The following is a 16,338-nucleotide window of genomic DNA, read 5'->3' on the forward strand; positions in this document are numbered from 1 at the left end:
CCCGGCAAAATTACAGGCGCTACGCCAGACGGTTGATATCCGCGGTCCACGAATGATCCAGGCCAGACATACCGCCGTCCGGCCTGAATGCGCTAGAGGCCATTGCGCACAGGCAAGTAACCCCTTACTTCTTCACATCCGCAACGCGCATTCCTTTGAGCTGCTCATCCGTGATGGTGTTGCCCGCCTTAAAGTAATCGACTATCGCATTCGACACATAGTAGCCGCCGGAGGTGTTCCGCGCCTGGCCTTCCGTGAATGCCGCAAAACCATCGCCGCCGTCGGCAAGGAAGCTGTTGGTAGCGATGTGATAAACCGTAGCATCGTCAATCGGCTTGCCATTGAGCGTCAGCACGGTAACCCGCTGGCCGATAGGTTTGCTGCTGTCGTATTTCATCTCCAGCCCTTTAGACACCTGCAATACGCCGTTGCTTAATCCAGCGCCATGCTCCATCAGGCTGCGCAATTGTTTACCGGTTAAATCCATCGTGACCAGTTCATTAGGGAACGGGAAGGTACTGATTACCGCCCCCATCGTCACCGCGCCAGCCGGGATTTCGTTGCGGATACCGCCAGAGTTAGTAAGCGCTAACTGGGTGTCTTTCCCCGCCGTAAAAAGCAGCGCATCCGCCGCCAGATTCCCCAGCGACGACGATTCGCCATAAGCGCGCGTTAACTCGACCGGCGACTGAGCGACCGTCTGCTGCACCACTTCATCCAGCTTTTTATTCCAGCCGTCAATCACCTGCTTCGTTTGCGGATCGGGCTTCCACTCATCAGCAAAAATGGTCTTCAGCTCGAAGTTCTTCACCGTAAACTGATGCGGCTTTTCCTGGTAGTCCAGCACCAGTTTTCCGACATCAATGCCGCCGCTGTCCGTTGAGAGGATCAGCGTATTACCGACTTTAATCGGTTCCGGCGTACCGACATGCGCGTGGCCGGTAATCAAAATATCCAGCCCTTTTACCTGACTTGCGGTCTGAATATCTTTATCCAGCGCGCGTCGCACATCGGTATTTCCCATGCTGGACTGGCGGGCCGGGGTGCCTTCGTGAATCAGCGCGACGGTCAGATCGACTTTACCTTTAAGTTCATCAATGTAACGTTGCAGCCACTTAATTTCATCGCGTGCCTCAATGCCTACGCGCGTCGCGGCAGAAACCGTATCATTAAAAGCAAAGACACCGTGTAAGCCGATTACGCCAATCTTGACGCCATCTTTTTCAACAATGGTGTACGGCTTATCCCAGAAGGATTTACTGCTGTCCTCATAAAAAATATTGCCCTGCACGATAGGGAATTTTGCCCGGCTCAGTTGCAACAATGTATTGTCCCAGCCATGATCGAACTCATGATTACCGATAGTGGCAGCGTCATACTGCATGGTATTCAAAATATCGATAATCGCTTTACCCTTCGTCAGGCTGCTGATATACGGTCCGGTAAAGTAATCTCCGGCATCAAAAAACCACGTCGCCTTATTTTTGGCTTTTTCCTGCTTCACAAGCGTAGTGATATTGGCCCAGCCGCCAATATCGCGTTTACCGTCAGCAATCCACGGCACTTTATAAGGCTCTACGTGAGCATGAAGATCGTTGGTGTAAATAATGGTGACATCTTTGGCGCAGGCCCAGAACGGCAGCGTGAACAAAATACCGGCAGCAAGCAGTTTTACTTTCATAAATAAGTCCCTTTCAGTCATATAAAGATTCGCTACGTTACGTTCTGAAAGGTTTTTTTATGTGAGAGTCCTCACACCCGCGTACCGTTTTATGAAGGCAGAATCAACGACCTGCCAAAATCGTTGGTAAAATGTATGCCGCCTCTGTTCACCATTAATGCCTGCAAAAGCGCTGGTTGTCGCAATCTTGGGCTGCCTGACTCGCCGGATTATGTGTGGCCGGACTATCGCCTGGGTTATCCGGCATTGCATTGTCGAGCCTGCGGCAGTTATCCGCCGCTCTTCAACGAGGTGGAATTTCGCCGCTGGGCGTCTGCTTATATCGCGCAGTATGCCAAAGAGCATGGTCACTTTTGTCCCGACTGCTATCAAAAAACATGGATTCGCTATGGACGTAATCCCGGCGGAACGCAGCGACTTCAGTGCCAGTACTGTAAGAAGGTCTGGACGCCAAAACAGCACGCGCTGAATGTCGCCGAAACGCCGGAACAGATTTGCAGTATTCCGCTGCTCGTACCGTTTCAGGGAGCGAATGCCTTCCAGCAATTGTATTTTTTATTCAGTTTTGACGCTGTTCGCGGCAATATTCTTCACCTTTCCAGCAATTTCACGTTACTTTCTGCCGGAAAGAGTTTGCATTACCACTGGAAAGGAATTGCGCCGCCCGAGGGTGAGAATGGCGATATTATTCACCGTATCGCCACTAAAGAACGGCAATTTTTACAGCGCAGCCAGTTCGATGAGATTCAGTATGGCCCGGCGGCGCTTAAACGGAACGCGCAAGGGACAATACTTCGCCCGGTCATTACGGCGCATGGTCATTTTCGGGTGCTGAAAAACCGTTTTCCTGATGTCACGACACACATCATTGCCCATGAGTGTTTTTTGCGCGGCGCGGTCATTACGGCATGGGCGGAGCGGTTTCGCCAGCGTCTCTCCTCGCTGTGGTTCGTTGAGGAAGAGATAAACGATGACGATTGCCGCGCAGAGTGGCAACTGTTAGGCAAAACATGGCAGGGATGGTGGCAAAATCAGTGGCAACTCTGGGGGCAAGGTCACAACCGCAAAATGGTCTGTTCGTTAACCGGTTCCCACTTAGAACAAGGTGTCGCCGTTAATCTGGCGGCTAGTCGCCGCTTTGTTACCTGGCTATGGCAACAACCTGAATTCCAGCAAAGCGCCCACTATTCCGCCAAACGCGTCACGCAAATTCTGTATTTGCTGACGGAAAAATATAACTCACAATGGAATCACATTTAACCCAATGATGTAATGCCACGCATAAAAAATCACAGATTATCATTCAGAAGGCGCTATAGATTTAATCACCTCACATCCTACTTTTATACGCTGAAAAAGAATAGAACTATTTGATAAAATGGCCCTTCGTTTTAAGTTAAAATTGGCTATAAACGTTATTCACATAATCAATATTTATTATCAATTTAAATAGTTCTATACATTCTTATTTTCTATGGAAAACAAGGGATAAATATGGAAATTACTTTACCGTCAATGTCAGATAAAAAATGGACCTGCGCCGATCTCCTGAGTAGCTATCGATTCTGGGGGATCACTTTTTTCTTTTTGGTGCTCTCTTTTATCAGTTCGCTGGGATCGTCGTATGGTGTTTATTTTTGGAGTAAATCACTGTCTATTCCAGCCGATCGTATTGGTGTTATTCTCGTTGGCGGCCAACTGGGATACCTCCTGGGTATGGTTGCCAGCTGGTTTGTCTGCCGTATAAAAAATTGTTACCCCTTCTACTTTGTTGCGCTCCTGTTAATCATTAGCGTGGTCTGTTCCTTCTGCATAAATGGCCCGTCTGACGTAGTCAGGCTTATCATAGCGCAGTTTTTAATTAATCTGGGTATGGGGATCGTAACGCTGTTAGTCCCCATGCTGCTTTTCAGCGCTATCGGCAGTGCTCAGACATTTGTTATTTTATTTAGCCTCTGCTTACTGTTCAAATTTATCATCGCTGGCTATCTGTCTATATTTATATACTCAATTCCTTATATAGGAATAATCGTAATTACTTTAGCGGTTATCGCGCTTTTGCTACTATTACCGCTCAAAAAAGAACTTTTCTATATTGCACCGCCCAAAAGGTTCTCATCAACCCAGCGACCTGAGTGCGCAGAACCCCTTGTCGTCGCATTATTGGCCTTTTTCGTTCCATTTTATATTATTTATTGGTTCTTCAGAATTCACCGGGAAATGCAATTTGTGGCGCCTTCGCCCCGACTCATGACCGCATGTGGCGCGGGATGGCTGTCAGCCATTATGCCGTTTGGCACAGCCATATTGTGTCTGACGCTTAGCGACGAAATCCGCGCTCTGCTGGCGAATAAAAACGAAGATGGCGGAATACGAACCGGCTGGACACTATTCTGGGCGTTACTGCTGCCACCCGTCGGCGCGGCGATTATCCAGGCAAAAATGAACCGTTTTATTACTGCTAATACCGCGGATACTGCTGACAGAGGATAAACATGGAAGGTTTTGAGTTATTTCCAAAAATTAAAGGCGCGATCAAATGGATGGCCGAGCACAGTGACTCGGTAATTCATTTTGGCTGGAATGTTGTTGCCGCCATCATTCTACTTTTCATCGGTAAGTTAATAGCTCGCTTACTATCGAGGGGGCTGGAAAAATTACTTCTCAGGCGGCAAGTGGATGCCACTATTGTCCACTTTTTCTCCGCGCTGGTTCGCTACATCACGATAGCTTTCACGGCAGTAGCCGCTCTTGGCCGTGTCGGTATAGAAACCTCCTCAATTATTGCCGTTATCGGCGCGGCGGGTTTAGCCATTGGTCTGGCGCTGCAAGGGTCACTTTCCAACTTTGCCGCAGGCGTACTGCTTGTCTCCCTGCGCCCTTTCCGCGCCGGGGAAATTGTACAAATTGGCCTGGTTATCGGCACAGTAGAAAAGGTCCATATTTTCTCCACCACTCTGCTCACTGCGGATAGCAAAGAAGTTGTCATCCCGAATGGTAAAATTATTGCTGATAATATTATCAACTATTCACGACACCCCTATCGACGTATTGATCTGATTATTGGCGTGGATTACCAAAGCCGTATTGCTGACGTAAAAAGCGTGATACATCGTATTATTGAACAAGATCATCGCATTGATAAAACCCGCGATATTACGGTCCGCCTGGGCGAACTTGCGCCCTCTAGCCTGAATTTCTATGTTCGCGTATGGGTGCCCAACGCTCAGTACTGGAGTACTTACTACGATCTTCTGGAAAATATCAAGGAAGCAATGGATGAAAACGGCATCAATATTCCTTACCCCCGGATGGATGTCCGGGTTGAGAATGTAAAAAGCATCACGCCATAATGTTTCGTCAGCAATCGGATAGCGCTTCGTATATCAGTATCTACAGAATGACTGCATAACGTATTGATGAGGGAGCGAAGCGCAACCTGGCGCTTCGCTCACGAACTTGCCTTTATTACAGCAACTGCGCCAGGCGGTTGATATCCGACTGAATCGCCCCGGCGGTCACATCGCGACCCGCGCCCGGCCCACGGATCACCAGCGGGTTATCGCGATACCAGCGGCTTTCAATAGCAAAGACATTATCGCACGGCAGCAGCGCCGCCAGCGGATGCTCCGGACGCACCGCTTCAACGCCGACGCGCGCTTTGCCATTGGCGTCGAAACGCGCCACGTAACGCAACACCAGCCCCAGTTCGCGGGCTGCCTCCAGACGCTGCACCATCTGTTCATTCAGCGCGTCGCCGTTTTCGAAAAAGTGATCGATAGACCCTTCTTCACAATGCGCCGGCACCAACGATTCTACACGCACCTGATCCGGCTCGATGTCGTATCCCGCCTCGCGCGCCAGAATCACCAGCTTACGCATGACATCTTTTCCGGAAAGATCGACGCGCGGATCGGGTTCCGTCAGCCCCTGCTGCCAGGCCTGATCCACCAGATCGGTAAACGGCACCGTGCCGTCAAATTGCAGGAACAGCCAGGATAGCGTCCCGGAGAAGATCCCGCTGATCGAGAGAATCGTATCGCCGCTGTCAATCAGATCCCGCACAGTGTGGTTGATCGGCAATCCCGCGCCCACGGTGGCGTTATACAGCCAGTAACGCCCGGTTTTTTCAAACGCGTCATGAATCTGGCGATACTTATCACTGGCGCTTGCGCCCGCCAGTTTATTGGCGCTAATCACATGAAAACCGTGGCTGGCGAAATCCAGATACTGATCGGCCAGTTGCTCGCTTGCTGTCACATCCAGCACCACTAAATCATCATACGGATGCGCACGCATCCACAGGAATAGCGACTCTTCGTCCTGCTCAACGGCTTCATCATCAAAGAATGCCAGCGCGCGGCTGGCATCCAGCCCTTCATAATTCAGCAGGCTACGGCGGCTATCCACCACGCCCGCCAGCACAAATTCAAAACCAGTACGCGCGGAAAGCGTGCTTTGTTCACGGGCAAACAGTTCCAGCCAACGGGAGCCGATGTTCCCCTTACCGAACAGCATCAGGCCAATGCGTTTTTCGGCGCGGAAAACCGACTGATGCAGCCCCTGAATCAGGCTCTCAGTTGGGCCGGTACGCAGCACCGCCACCAGACTGATGCCCTCCTCCGACTGCCAGGTAAATTCCACTGGCTGACCTTTAAGCTGCTGCCAGAAGCGATGGCAGTGTAGCGGATTGCGAGTAACGCCCGCACCGACCATCGCCACCAGCGCCAGCCCCTGCCGCAGGCGCAATTCGCCCGGCAGCCCGACATCGTCAAGGAGTTTCAGTACGCTATCCGCTACCTCGGCGGTATAGCAGAACTGCAATAGCTGGCGATCGCGATGCACGCCCACTGCCAGCGGACGCGCCTGCGCCCGTTTTAAAATGTGGTCGAGCTCTTTATGCGCCAGCCTGAAATCCTGGCTGGCAGGCACCTGAAACTCAATCAGACAGATATCATCGTGACTGGTCACGATACGCGCGCCCGTCCCGGAAGCCAGCACTCGTTCAATTCGGGTTGACCCTTGATCCGGCGTGTAGCTACAGCGCAACTGCAAATCGATATCGCTGCCGGACACTGGCTGTAGCGTGCGGGCGTGCAGAACAGGCGCCGCCAGACGCGCCAGCTCGCTGGCTTCGTCCAGACGCAGCAACGGCAGCAGGCAGGCATCTTTCACTTTGCGCGGGTCGGCGCTATAAACGCCCGCGACATCGCTCCAGATGGTCACGCGGGAAACGCCCGCCAGCGCGCCGATTTGCGTGGCGGAATAGTCGGAACCGTTCCGGCCTAACAGGACCGTTTCGCCGTCGTGATTGCGGCTGATAAACCCGGTCACGACCAGACGTTTGCCAGGATGCTGCGCCAGTAGCTGTTGCAATAAAGGATAAGATAGCCCTTCATCAACCTGCGGCTGTGCGGCGCGTTCGGCGCGTAAAAATGCGCGCGCGTCCAGCCAGGCGGCATCCAGCCCCTGCTGATTCAGGACGGCGGACATCAATCTCGCCGACCAAATTTCGCCGTGTCCGACGATCTCAGCATAGACGGCATCCGTTACGCCGCCGTCGAGCAAGGCGGCAAGACGTTCCAGATCGCTGATAAAAGCGCTGGTTAAGTCATCTGCCGCGTCGGCGGGAAGCAGCCCGCTAATCAGATCGCACTGGTAGCGGCGTAACGTCTGTAATACCTGATGCGCAGAAAGGCGATCGGTCTGGCTTAACTTGAGCCAGCTAATCAACTGGTTGGTGGTACTGCCTGCGGCGGACACTACCATCATATCGTCAGGCTGCGAATACTCCGCCATAATGCCTGCGACACGCAGGTAACACTTCACATCCGCCAGACTACTGCCGCCAAATTTATGCAGTTGACGACCTTTCGCCCCTGCCTGCGCAATCACACTCATGTTTACCCCTTGTTTGCAGCCCGGAAGCCATTTTCCAGGTCGGCAATTAAATCTTCGCCATCTTCAATACCGGTGGAGATACGCAGTAGCGTTTCGGAGATCCCGGCGGCGGCACGCGCCTGCGGCGACATACCGGCATGCGTCATGGTGGCGGCGTGAGAGATCAAACTTTCCACTCCCCCTAAAGATTCCGCCAGCGTAAACAGCGACAGCCTGCCCAGAAAACGACGCAGCGTCTCCTCATCCCCATCCAGTTCAAAACTCAACATTGCGCCAAAGCCTTTTTGCTGGCGCGCGGCAATTTCATGCCCCTGATTTTCCGGCAGCGACGGGTGATACAGTTTTTTCACCAACGGCTGGGTTTGCAGATATTTCACAATCGCCTGCGCGTTGCGCTGCGCCAGCTCCATACGCGGCACCAGAGTTCGCAAACCGCGCAGCAGCAGATAGCTATCAAACGCCCCGCCAGTGACGCCAATATTATTCGCCCACCACGCCAGTTCAGTGACCATTTCCGGATCTTTAGCAATCACCACGCCGGCCACGACATCCGAATGACCGTTGAGATATTTCGTGCATGAATGCAACACCAGATCGGCACCCAACGCCAGCGGATTTTGCAGCGCCGGGCTTAAAAACGTGTTATCAACGACGCTCACTGCGCCCGCCTCGCGCGCCAGCCGACAGATTTTCGCAATATCCACCACGCGTAACAATGGATTACTTGGACTTTCTACCAGTACCAGCTTCGGTTTTTCTTCCAGCGCCGCCTGTAAGGCGCGTTCATCGCCCTGATCGACAAACCGCACACGATAACAGCCGCGTGTCGCCAGACTGTCAAACAGACGATAACTGCCGCCGTAGCAATCATGCGGCGCGACCAGCAGATCGCCCGGCTTGAGGAAAACGGTGGTGACCAGATGAATCGCTGACATGCCGGTATTCGTCAATACCGCGCCCGCGCCGCCTTCCAGTTCCGCTAATGCGCGCTGAACCACATCACGCGTGGGATTACCGCGGCGGGAATAATCATGCGCGCGCGGCTCATTGAAACCGGTAAAGTTATAGGTACTGGAGAGGTGGATTGGCGGCACAACGCAGCCGTATTGCTCGTCGTCGTTTAATCCGCTACGCACTGCGATAGTGGCCTGTTTACGCGTCATATGAAGATATTCCTGGCTGAGTCGGTGAAAGTCAGACCACAGATTAACCACTACCACAATAGACGTCAATACATCTGGACATCTAAACTTCTTTGCGTATAGATTGAGCAAACCGCAAATAGCCGTTAAAATTATATGCATTAGCGCACATCTGCGACCGCTAACTTCGTGTCAGGGCCGCGCCACTACGGTAAACTACGCGCGATTATGGTCCGGGCTCAGGTTCAGACCTCAATATTAATGACGAAGAGGATTAAGTATCTCATGGCTGAATGGAGCGGCGAATATATCAGCCCATACGCTGAGCACGGTAAGAAGAGTGAGCAAGTCAAAAAAATTACGGTTTCCATTCCTCTGAAGGTGTTAAAAATCCTCACCGATGAACGTACGCGTCGTCAGGTGAACAACCTGCGCCACGCCACCAACAGCGAGCTGTTGTGTGAAGCATTTCTGCACGCCTTTACCGGGCAACCCTTGCCGGATGATGCCGATCTGCGAAAAGAGCGCAGCGATGAAATCCCGGAAGCGGCAAAAGAGATCATGCGTGAGATGGGGATTGACCCGGAAACGTGGGAATACTGATAGCAAAGCATGCGGTCAGAACGCCTCTGGCCGCGCTTTTTTAACGATTCCCCCTGTACACGGCTATCTCCGACATTTTTCTAAACGTTCATCTTCCCGAATAGCCCTCGGTGGATAAATTTGTCAGACATGATAAGTTTCTCTTCTTTATTTTCCTGAAAAAAATTCCCGACATGCCATAACCGATATAATTTTATTATATTTAAACTTCCAATCTTTATTTAAAGTTTCACGTAGCAAAGCGTACATGAATAATAATACACCGCCATATATTTACTGAACAAATAGTATAACGATGAGTATTGTTAAAAAGACCATGAACACCTCATATTTGTGACCAACATCATTATTCCCCTCCGCGGATTGTTTTACTTTTTTAAATGTTTTTTCATCTCCGATAAATAAGAAGGTTAATATACATTCATTTTATCGATAATATCGAATGGGGAAATAAATATGTTATTTACAAGGAAAGTCTTACCTGTATTATGCTGCCTGTGTTTGAGCGGCAGCGTTTTGGCCTCAGGCGTTTTAGACCCAAACAGGCCAATGGTCGCATCAGCAGATGTCATTCCAGTACATGAAGGGCCATTAGGTATGGTCGATGTCGCTCCCTACGGCGGCGTTTTCCCATTAACAGCAATCATTAATAAAGCCAATCATAATGTACAGGACGTGAAGGTTACCGTTTTAGGGAAAGGGGAAAAAGGCATCCCGATCAGTTATGATGTCGGCCCGCAGGCTATAAATACCCATGACGGCATACCTGTATTTGGCTTGTATCCAGATTATGTCAATAAGGTTAAAGTTGACTGGACTGAAGAAGGTAAAAAACAAACTTATACGTGGTCCATTTACGCCGCACCGGTATCATTACCCTCTACTACCGGGCAAACTGCCGTTCTTCCTACGGTAGAACCGGTTAAAGTCGATAGCTCGCTTAAAAATCGCTTATATCTTTTTAACCATATAACAGGGATGCCAAGAGCCGGCCACATTATGCATGTCGCAGGCGGCGCGGCGAACTGGGATTATACCGGTATCAACTGGATTAGCGATACGAATGGCGATGTTCGCGGCTATATGAATATTGATAAATTCCGTAACCAGGATGATATAACGCGCTTTGGTTCCATGATGAGCTTCCATCAGGTTAACGATGGCAATCTTATTTTTGGCCAGGGTCAACGTTACTTTAAATATGATTTCTTAGGCCGCGTTATTTCCGATAAACGACTGCCAAAAGGATTTATTGATTTTTCGCACGCCATTACCGAAACGCCGAAAGGCACCTACCTGCTGCGTGTCGCAAAAGAAAATTATCCATTAAATGGTAAATACACCATCAATACGGTGCGTGATCATATTCTTGAAGTTGACCAGAACGGCGATACCGTCGATTACTGGGATCTGCCAAAAATCCTCGACCCCTATCGTGACGACGTTATTCTGGCGATGGATCAGGGAGCGGTATGTTTGAGCGTCGATGCCGAACATTCCGGTCAGGTCATGACCAAAGAGCAGCTTGCAAAACAACCCTTCGGCGATATCGCGGGCTCCGGCCCGGGCCGCAACTGGGCGCATGTTAACTCCGTCAGCTACGATCCTCGCGACGACAGCATTATCATTAGCTCGCGCCACCAGTCTGCCATCATCAAAATTGGTCGCGATAAAAAAGTGAAATGGATACTTTCCGATCCATCCGGCTGGAAAGGCGAACTGGCGAAAAAAGTGCTGAAACCCGTAGACAGCAACGGTAAACCACTAACCTGCGAAGCGCACCACTGCGACGGTGGATTTGACTGGACATGGACACAACATACCGGTTGGTTAGTGCCATCCAAAAGCACCGGAGGTAAAACCGTCGTGACCGCCTTTGATAACGGCGATGCGCGCGGCATGGAACAACCGGCCATGCCATCAATGAAATATTCCCGCGGCGTGGAATATCAAATTGACGAAAAAAATATGACAGTTTCCCAAATGTGGGAATATGGTAAAGAGCGCGGTTTTGACTGGTACAGCGCCATTACTTCCGTCACGGAATATCGCCCGGAAACCAAAACGATGTTCATGTACTCGGCTACAGCGGGAATGAGCGGTACAAAACCGATCGTTTCCGTTCTGGATGAAGTCAAAGACGGTACTCAGGATGTGATGCTGGAGCTAAAAGTACACAGTAACCGTGCCGGTATGCTGGGTTATCGGGCGCTGATTATCGATCCAGAGCAGATGTTTAAAAAATAAAGCGAGATAGTAAAAGTAAAACAGGCGGAAGCTAACTTCCGCCTGAATAGTTAAAACGTATTGTAGTTATGACATTCGCCTTATTGCCCTCGAAGAGGAATGCAAAAATATCAATGAATTACCAATCCGGCACCGACCCGATAAACGCAGCGCCATTAGACAAACGCCACAACATACCGCGCCTTTGCTGGTGATATGTCATGCAAAATCTCTTTATCGCCTGGTTAAGTTTATTGCTATATGGCTGCACAACCTTTCCACAAGCCGTAAAACCTACGACAGGCGGACAGCTCTCCCCGACGGAAATCTATATCGTCAGTCATGGCTGGCACACGGGAATTATTGCGCCGGCCCATGATGTTAATACCGTTCTGCCACAGCTTAAAAAACGGTTCGCTCAGGAGACGCAGTGGTATGAAATCGGCTGGGGCGATAAGGGCTTTTATCAGTCACAAGAAATAACCACCGCGCTTACGCTCCAGGCCATGTTCTGGTCATCCGGCGCGGTTATGCACATCGTCGCCTTTTCCGGTCAACCAGAACGCTATTTCGCCGGTAGCGAGATAAAATCACTGCTCCTGCACACAAACCAGCGTAACAGTCTGATGCGTTATCTGGGCCGCAGCTTTGCGCGTGACGCAGAGGGTAATCTGATTCCGTTAAAACAAGGAATTTACGGCGATAGCCAGTTTTACGCCGCGAATGGCCGCTACGGCATACTCAATACCTGCAATAAATGGACAGCGAAGGGGCTGGAAAGCGCGGGACTGACTATAAATCCTTCGTTAAAACTCACGGCAGGAAGCGTAATGAAAGCGATTACGGATCACAGAATGTGTCTGAACAAATACTGTTATCCCTAGAAAACAAAAAAAGCGCCCTGCGGCGCTTTTTTTTCTGGCGGTAACTTATTTGCTGCCAGGGATGCTGAAGCGCTTGTTGAAGCGCTCAACACGACCACCGGTATCAACAACACGCTGCTTACCAGTGAAGAACGGGTGGCATTTGCCGCACACGTCCAGGTTCAGGTCGTGACCCACGGTAGAGTGGGTTTTGATAACATTACCGCAAGAACAGGTTGCAGTAATTTCTACGTAATTCGGGTGAATACCTTTTTTCATGGGGAACCTCAGTGTAAGGCCGCGTCGCTCTTCCAGCCCTAACGCCAGACACCACGCGAAGTTAATAGTAAAGGGTTTGATGCTCACAACACGCACCAAAGGCGGCGAATCATACAGAATTTGACCACCGTATGCAAACTGATCCGCGCTCCCTTATCGTAATGTGTATACTACCCGACGAAATTTCAAGTCAGGAAGATGCTATGTCCGTCGCGCACGTTGCCTTGCCCGTTCCGCTTCCCCGAACCTTTGATTACCTGCTGCCGGAAGGCGGGGTCGCCAAAGCCGGGTGCCGCGTGCGCGTGCCGTTCGGCAAGCAGCAAGAGCGCGTGGGCATTGTCGTCTCGGTTAGCGACCACAGCGAATTGCCGCTCGATGAATTAAAATCGGTCATTGAAATCCTGGATAACGAGCCAATCTTTTCTCCCTCCATCTGGCGCTTACTCCTCTGGGCGGCGGATTACTACCACCATCCCCTCGGCGACGTTCTGTTTCACGCTCTGCCGGTTTTATTGCGTCAGGGAAAACCAGCCAGCAACGCGCCCCTATGGTATTGGTTCGCCACCGAAGAGGGGCAAGCCGTCGATATCAACAGCCTGAAACGCTCCGCCAAACAACAACAGGCGCTGGCGGCGCTACGGCAAGGAAAGATCTGGCGCTATCAGGTAGCCGAGCTTGATTTTACTGACGCCACGCTGCAAACGCTGCGGCGTAAGGGACTTTGTGAGCTTGCCAGTGAAACGCCCGCGTTTACCGACTGGCGGGAGCGTTATGCCGTCGCAGGAGCGCGCCTGCGGCTGAATACCGAACAGGCGACAGCAGTCGGCGCGATTCACAGCGCGTCGGACGGTTTCTCCGCCTGGTTGCTGGCAGGCGTAACCGGTTCCGGCAAGACCGAAGTGTATCTGAGCGTGCTGGAAAACGTCCTCGCCCAGGGCAAACAGGCGCTGGTGATGGTGCCGGAAATCGGCCTGACGCCGCAAACGATCGCCCGTTTTCGCGAACGTTTTAACGCGCCGGTGGAAGTGCTGCATTCCGGGCTAAACGACAGCGAGCGTCTTTCGGCATGGCTGAAAGCGAAAAACGGCGAAGCGGCGATTGTCATCGGCACGCGCTCCTCGCTGTTTACGCCGTTTAAAAATCTTGGCGTGATTGTCATCGACGAAGAGCACGACAGCTCTTATAAACAGCAGGAAGGGTGGCGCTACCATGCCCGCGATTTGGCTGTGTATCGCGCCCATAGCGAGCAGATCCCGATTATTCTCGGCTCCGCCACCCCAGCCCTGGAAACGCTATGCAACGTGCGGCAGAAAAAATACCGGATGCTGCGTCTGACGCGGCGCGCAGGCAATGCCCGTCCAGCCCTGCAGCATGTGCTGGATTTAAAAGGACAGCGTCTTCAGGCGGGACTGGCGCCCGCCCTTATCGCCCGTATGCGCCAACATCTCCAGGCCGACAATCAGGTAATTTTATTTCTTAACCGCCGGGGATTCGCGCCCGCGCTGCTTTGCCACGACTGCGGCTGGATTGCGGAGTGCCCGCGTTGTGATCACTACTACACGCTGCACCAGGCGCAGCATCATTTACGCTGTCATCACTGCGACAGCCAGCGTCCGGTACCGCGTCAGTGCCCCTCCTGCGGCTCCACACATATGTTACCGGTTGGGTTAGGGACGGAACAGCTGGAGCAGGTGCTGGCGCCCTTCTTCCCCGGCGTGCCGATCTCACGAATCGACCGTGATACCACCAGTCGTAAAGGCGCGCTGGAGCAGCATCTGGCGGAAGTTCACCGCGGCGGAGCACGCATCCTGATAGGCACACAAATGCTGGCGAAAGGCCATCACTTTCCGGATGTCACGCTGGTGGCGTTGCTGGATGTCGATGGCGCGCTTTTTTCCGCAGATTTTCGTTCGGCGGAACGCTTCGCCCAGCTCTACACTCAGGTTTCCGGCCGCGCCGGGCGCGCGGGCAAACAGGGCGAAGTGGTGCTCCAAACGCACCATCCTGAGCATCCCCTGCTGCAAACGTTACTGTATAAAGGCTATGATGCGTTTGCGGAGCAGGCGCTGGCGGAACGGCAAACGCTCCAGCTTCCGCCGTGGACCAGCCACGTCATTATTCGCGCAGAGGATCATAACAATCAGCAGGCGCCCGTCTTTCTCCAACAGTTGCGTAATCTGATTCAGGCCAGCCCGCTATCAGACGATAAGCTGTGGATCTTAGGTCCGGTTCCGGCCCTCGCGCCAAAACGCGGCGGCCGCTATCGCTGGCAAATTTTACTTCAGCATCCTTCACGGATTCGCCTGCAACACATCATCAGCGGCACGCTGGCGTTGATCAATACGCTCCCGGAAGCGCGGAAAGTTAAATGGGTTCTGGACGTCGATCCGATTGAAGGATAGTCCTCACGATGCGAGGCGGATCGTAAAATTAAAGATCCATCACACTTTTTATGAAAATTCTGTAACCGCTTCCACGCACTATCTGATAAAAATGTTTTCGATGAGTGTTACCAGGGATAGATCTGCGCCAGCAGTTCCCAGGCGAGGAGAAAGAGTGAAATCGAACAAGCAGGTTACTGCCGCTACGATGAAGGATGTTGCGTTGAAGGCGAAAGTCTCTACGGCAACCGTATCCCGCGCGTTAATGAACCCCGATAAAGTCTCCCAGTCGACCCGTAGCCGGGTTGAACAGGCCGCGCTTGAAGTGGGTTATTTCCCGCAGTCGATGGGGCGAAATGTAAAACGCAATGAATCCCGTACGATTCTGGTGATTGTCCCGGATATTTGCGATCCCTTCTTCAGTGAAATTATCCGCGGTATCGAAGTGACCGCGGCAGAACAGGGGTATCTGGTGCTGATTGGCGATTGCGCCCATCAAAACCAGAAAGAAAAAACCTTTCTTAATCTCATCATCACCAAACAGATCGACGGCATGGTACTTCTCAGTTCCCGACTGCCCTTTGACGCCAGCGTTGAGGAGCAGCGCAATTTGCCTCCGATGGTGATGTCGAATGAGTTTGCGCCGGAGCTTGAACTGCCGACGGTACATATCGATAACCTGACCGCCGCGTTCAATGCCATGAACTACCTGTTGGATTTGGGCCACAAGCGGATTGGTTGTATTGCGGGGCCGGAAGATATGCCGCTCTGTCACTATCGCTTACAAGGTTACGTACAGGCATTAAGACGCAGTGGCATTGTGGTCGATCCGCATTACATCGCCCGTGGCGACTTTACCTTTGAAGCCGGGGCAAACGCATTAAAGCAGTTGCTTGAGCAACCGTTGCCGCCTACCGCCGTCTTTTGTCATAGCGACGTAATGGCGCTGGGCGCCCTCTCCTGGGCCAAGCGCCAGGGTCTGAAAGTGCCTGACGATCTGTCGATTATCGGCTTTGACAATATCGCGCTAGCCGAGTTTTGCGACCCTCCGTTGACAACCGTGGCGCAGCCGCGTTTTGACATTGGTCGCGAGGCGATGCTGCTGTTGCTCGATCAGATGCAGGGGCAAAATGTGAGCAGCGGCTCGCGTTTAATGGATTGCGAGCTGATTATTCGCGGTTCTACGCGCGCTTTACCCTAAAGTAAATAGCTTTAAGACTCACCTGTCTGGTCAAAGGCCCGCCGCTTCAGTAACATGACGG

At 51.9% G+C, this 16,338-nt stretch carries 12 protein-coding genes; 8 read left to right on the forward strand and 4 right to left on the reverse strand.

Features of this window, described 5'->3' with window-relative positions:
• Positions 1 to 124: 124 nt before the first annotated feature.
• Positions 125 to 1,681, reverse strand: a complete 1,557-nt coding sequence (locus K8W53_RS22230) for a bifunctional metallophosphatase/5'-nucleotidase (protein WP_000865254.1) — start codon at positions 1,679 to 1,681, stop codon at positions 125 to 127.
• 135 nt (positions 1,682 to 1,816) lie between these two features.
• On the opposite strand from K8W53_RS22230, the gene K8W53_RS22235 reads away from it, so the two are divergent.
• The 3 genes from K8W53_RS22235 (at position 1,817) to mscS (ending at position 5,034) form a co-directional block, all read left to right on the forward strand.
• Entirely contained in the window at positions 1,817 to 2,941 is a 1,125-nt protein-coding gene (locus K8W53_RS22235; RefSeq protein WP_001134820.1) for a hypothetical protein, read from the forward strand.
• 234 nt (positions 2,942 to 3,175) lie between these two features.
• On the forward strand, positions 3,176 to 4,174 hold the full coding sequence (locus tag K8W53_RS22240) for a hypothetical protein (RefSeq protein ID WP_023224785.1): 999 nt from the start codon (positions 3,176 to 3,178) through the stop codon (positions 4,172 to 4,174).
• Between the two features lie 2 nt (positions 4,175 to 4,176).
• Positions 4,177 to 5,034: a small-conductance mechanosensitive channel MscS gene (gene mscS, locus K8W53_RS22245; protein WP_000398251.1), complete on the forward strand. Its 858-nt coding sequence runs from the start codon at positions 4,177 to 4,179 to the stop codon at positions 5,032 to 5,034.
• 115 nt (positions 5,035 to 5,149) lie between these two features.
• Here the strand turns inward: mscS and K8W53_RS22250 are convergent, their stop codons facing one another.
• Positions 5,150 to 7,582, reverse strand: a complete 2,433-nt coding sequence (locus K8W53_RS22250; protein WP_000110805.1) for a bifunctional aspartate kinase/homoserine dehydrogenase II — start codon at positions 7,580 to 7,582, stop codon at positions 5,150 to 5,152.
• Between the two features lie 2 nt (positions 7,583 to 7,584).
• Entirely contained in the window at positions 7,585 to 8,745 is a 1,161-nt protein-coding gene (gene metB / locus K8W53_RS22255) for a cystathionine gamma-synthase (RefSeq protein ID WP_023224786.1), read from the reverse strand.
• 264 nt (positions 8,746 to 9,009) lie between these two features.
• Here metB and metJ point away from each other — a divergent pair, with 264 nt between their 5' ends.
• The 3 genes from metJ to K8W53_RS22270 all read left to right on the forward strand — a co-directional run bounded on the left by metJ (position 9,010) and on the right by K8W53_RS22270 (position 12,437).
• On the forward strand, positions 9,010 to 9,327 hold the full coding sequence (gene metJ, locus K8W53_RS22260; protein ID WP_000852811.1) for a met regulon transcriptional regulator MetJ: 318 nt from the start codon (positions 9,010 to 9,012) through the stop codon (positions 9,325 to 9,327).
• Positions 9,328 to 9,783: 456 nt separating this feature from the next.
• Positions 9,784 to 11,574 carry an aryl-sulfate sulfotransferase gene (locus K8W53_RS22265; protein ID WP_000899639.1) on the forward strand — a complete coding sequence of 597 codons (1,791 nt, stop codon included), beginning with the start codon at positions 9,784 to 9,786 and terminating at the stop codon, positions 11,572 to 11,574.
• A 200-nt stretch (positions 11,575 to 11,774) separates the two neighbouring features.
• Positions 11,775 to 12,437, forward strand: coding sequence for a TIGR02117 family protein (locus tag K8W53_RS22270; protein ID WP_023224787.1), 663 nt, complete (start codon positions 11,775 to 11,777; stop codon positions 12,435 to 12,437).
• A 45-nt stretch (positions 12,438 to 12,482) separates the two neighbouring features.
• Here K8W53_RS22270 and rpmE read toward each other — a convergent pair whose 3' ends face one another.
• Positions 12,483 to 12,695 (reverse strand): 50S ribosomal protein L31, encoded by a 213-nt coding sequence (gene rpmE, locus K8W53_RS22275; protein ID WP_000715284.1) that lies wholly within the window; start codon positions 12,693 to 12,695, stop codon positions 12,483 to 12,485.
• Positions 12,696 to 12,898: 203 nt separating this feature from the next.
• Here rpmE and priA point away from each other — a divergent pair, with 203 nt between their 5' ends.
• Both priA and cytR read left to right on the forward strand, forming a co-directional pair.
• Entirely contained in the window at positions 12,899 to 15,097 is a 2,199-nt protein-coding gene (gene priA / locus K8W53_RS22280) for a primosomal protein N' (RefSeq protein ID WP_023224788.1), read from the forward strand.
• Between the two features lie 154 nt (positions 15,098 to 15,251).
• Positions 15,252 to 16,277: a DNA-binding transcriptional regulator CytR gene (cytR, locus tag K8W53_RS22285; RefSeq protein ID WP_000841337.1), complete on the forward strand. Its 1,026-nt coding sequence runs from the start codon at positions 15,252 to 15,254 to the stop codon at positions 16,275 to 16,277.
• Positions 16,278 to 16,338 lie beyond the last annotated feature (61 nt).

Origin of the sequence: Salmonella sp. A29-2, assembly GCF_020150755.1 — a bacterium.
Classification (GTDB): Bacteria; Pseudomonadota; Gammaproteobacteria; order Enterobacterales; family Enterobacteriaceae; genus Salmonella; species Salmonella enterica.

Bases quoted from the DNA above. Each gene is read 5' to 3' on its own strand.
- K8W53_RS22230 (WP_000865254.1), bottom strand. From the start codon at position 1,681: ATGAAAGTAAAACTGCTTGCTGCCGGTATTTTGTTCACGCTGCCGTTC.
- K8W53_RS22235 (WP_001134820.1), top strand. From the start codon at position 1,817: ATGCCGCCTCTGTTCACCATTAATGCCTGCAAAAGCGCTGGTTGTCGC.
- K8W53_RS22240 (WP_023224785.1), top strand. From the start codon at position 3,176: ATGGAAATTACTTTACCGTCAATGTCAGATAAAAAATGGACCTGCGCC.
- mscS (WP_000398251.1), top strand. From the start codon at position 4,177: ATGGAAGGTTTTGAGTTATTTCCAAAAATTAAAGGCGCGATCAAATGG.
- K8W53_RS22250 (WP_000110805.1), bottom strand. From the start codon at position 7,582: ATGAGTGTGATTGCGCAGGCAGGGGCGAAAGGTCGTCAACTGCATAAA.
- metB (WP_023224786.1), bottom strand. From the start codon at position 8,745: ATGACGCGTAAACAGGCCACTATCGCAGTGCGTAGCGGATTAAACGAC.
- metJ (WP_000852811.1), top strand. From the start codon at position 9,010: ATGGCTGAATGGAGCGGCGAATATATCAGCCCATACGCTGAGCACGGT.
- K8W53_RS22265 (WP_000899639.1), top strand. From the start codon at position 9,784: ATGTTATTTACAAGGAAAGTCTTACCTGTATTATGCTGCCTGTGTTTG.
- K8W53_RS22270 (WP_023224787.1), top strand. From the start codon at position 11,775: ATGCAAAATCTCTTTATCGCCTGGTTAAGTTTATTGCTATATGGCTGC.
- rpmE (WP_000715284.1), bottom strand. From the start codon at position 12,695: ATGAAAAAAGGTATTCACCCGAATTACGTAGAAATTACTGCAACCTGT.
- priA (WP_023224788.1), top strand. From the start codon at position 12,899: ATGTCCGTCGCGCACGTTGCCTTGCCCGTTCCGCTTCCCCGAACCTTT.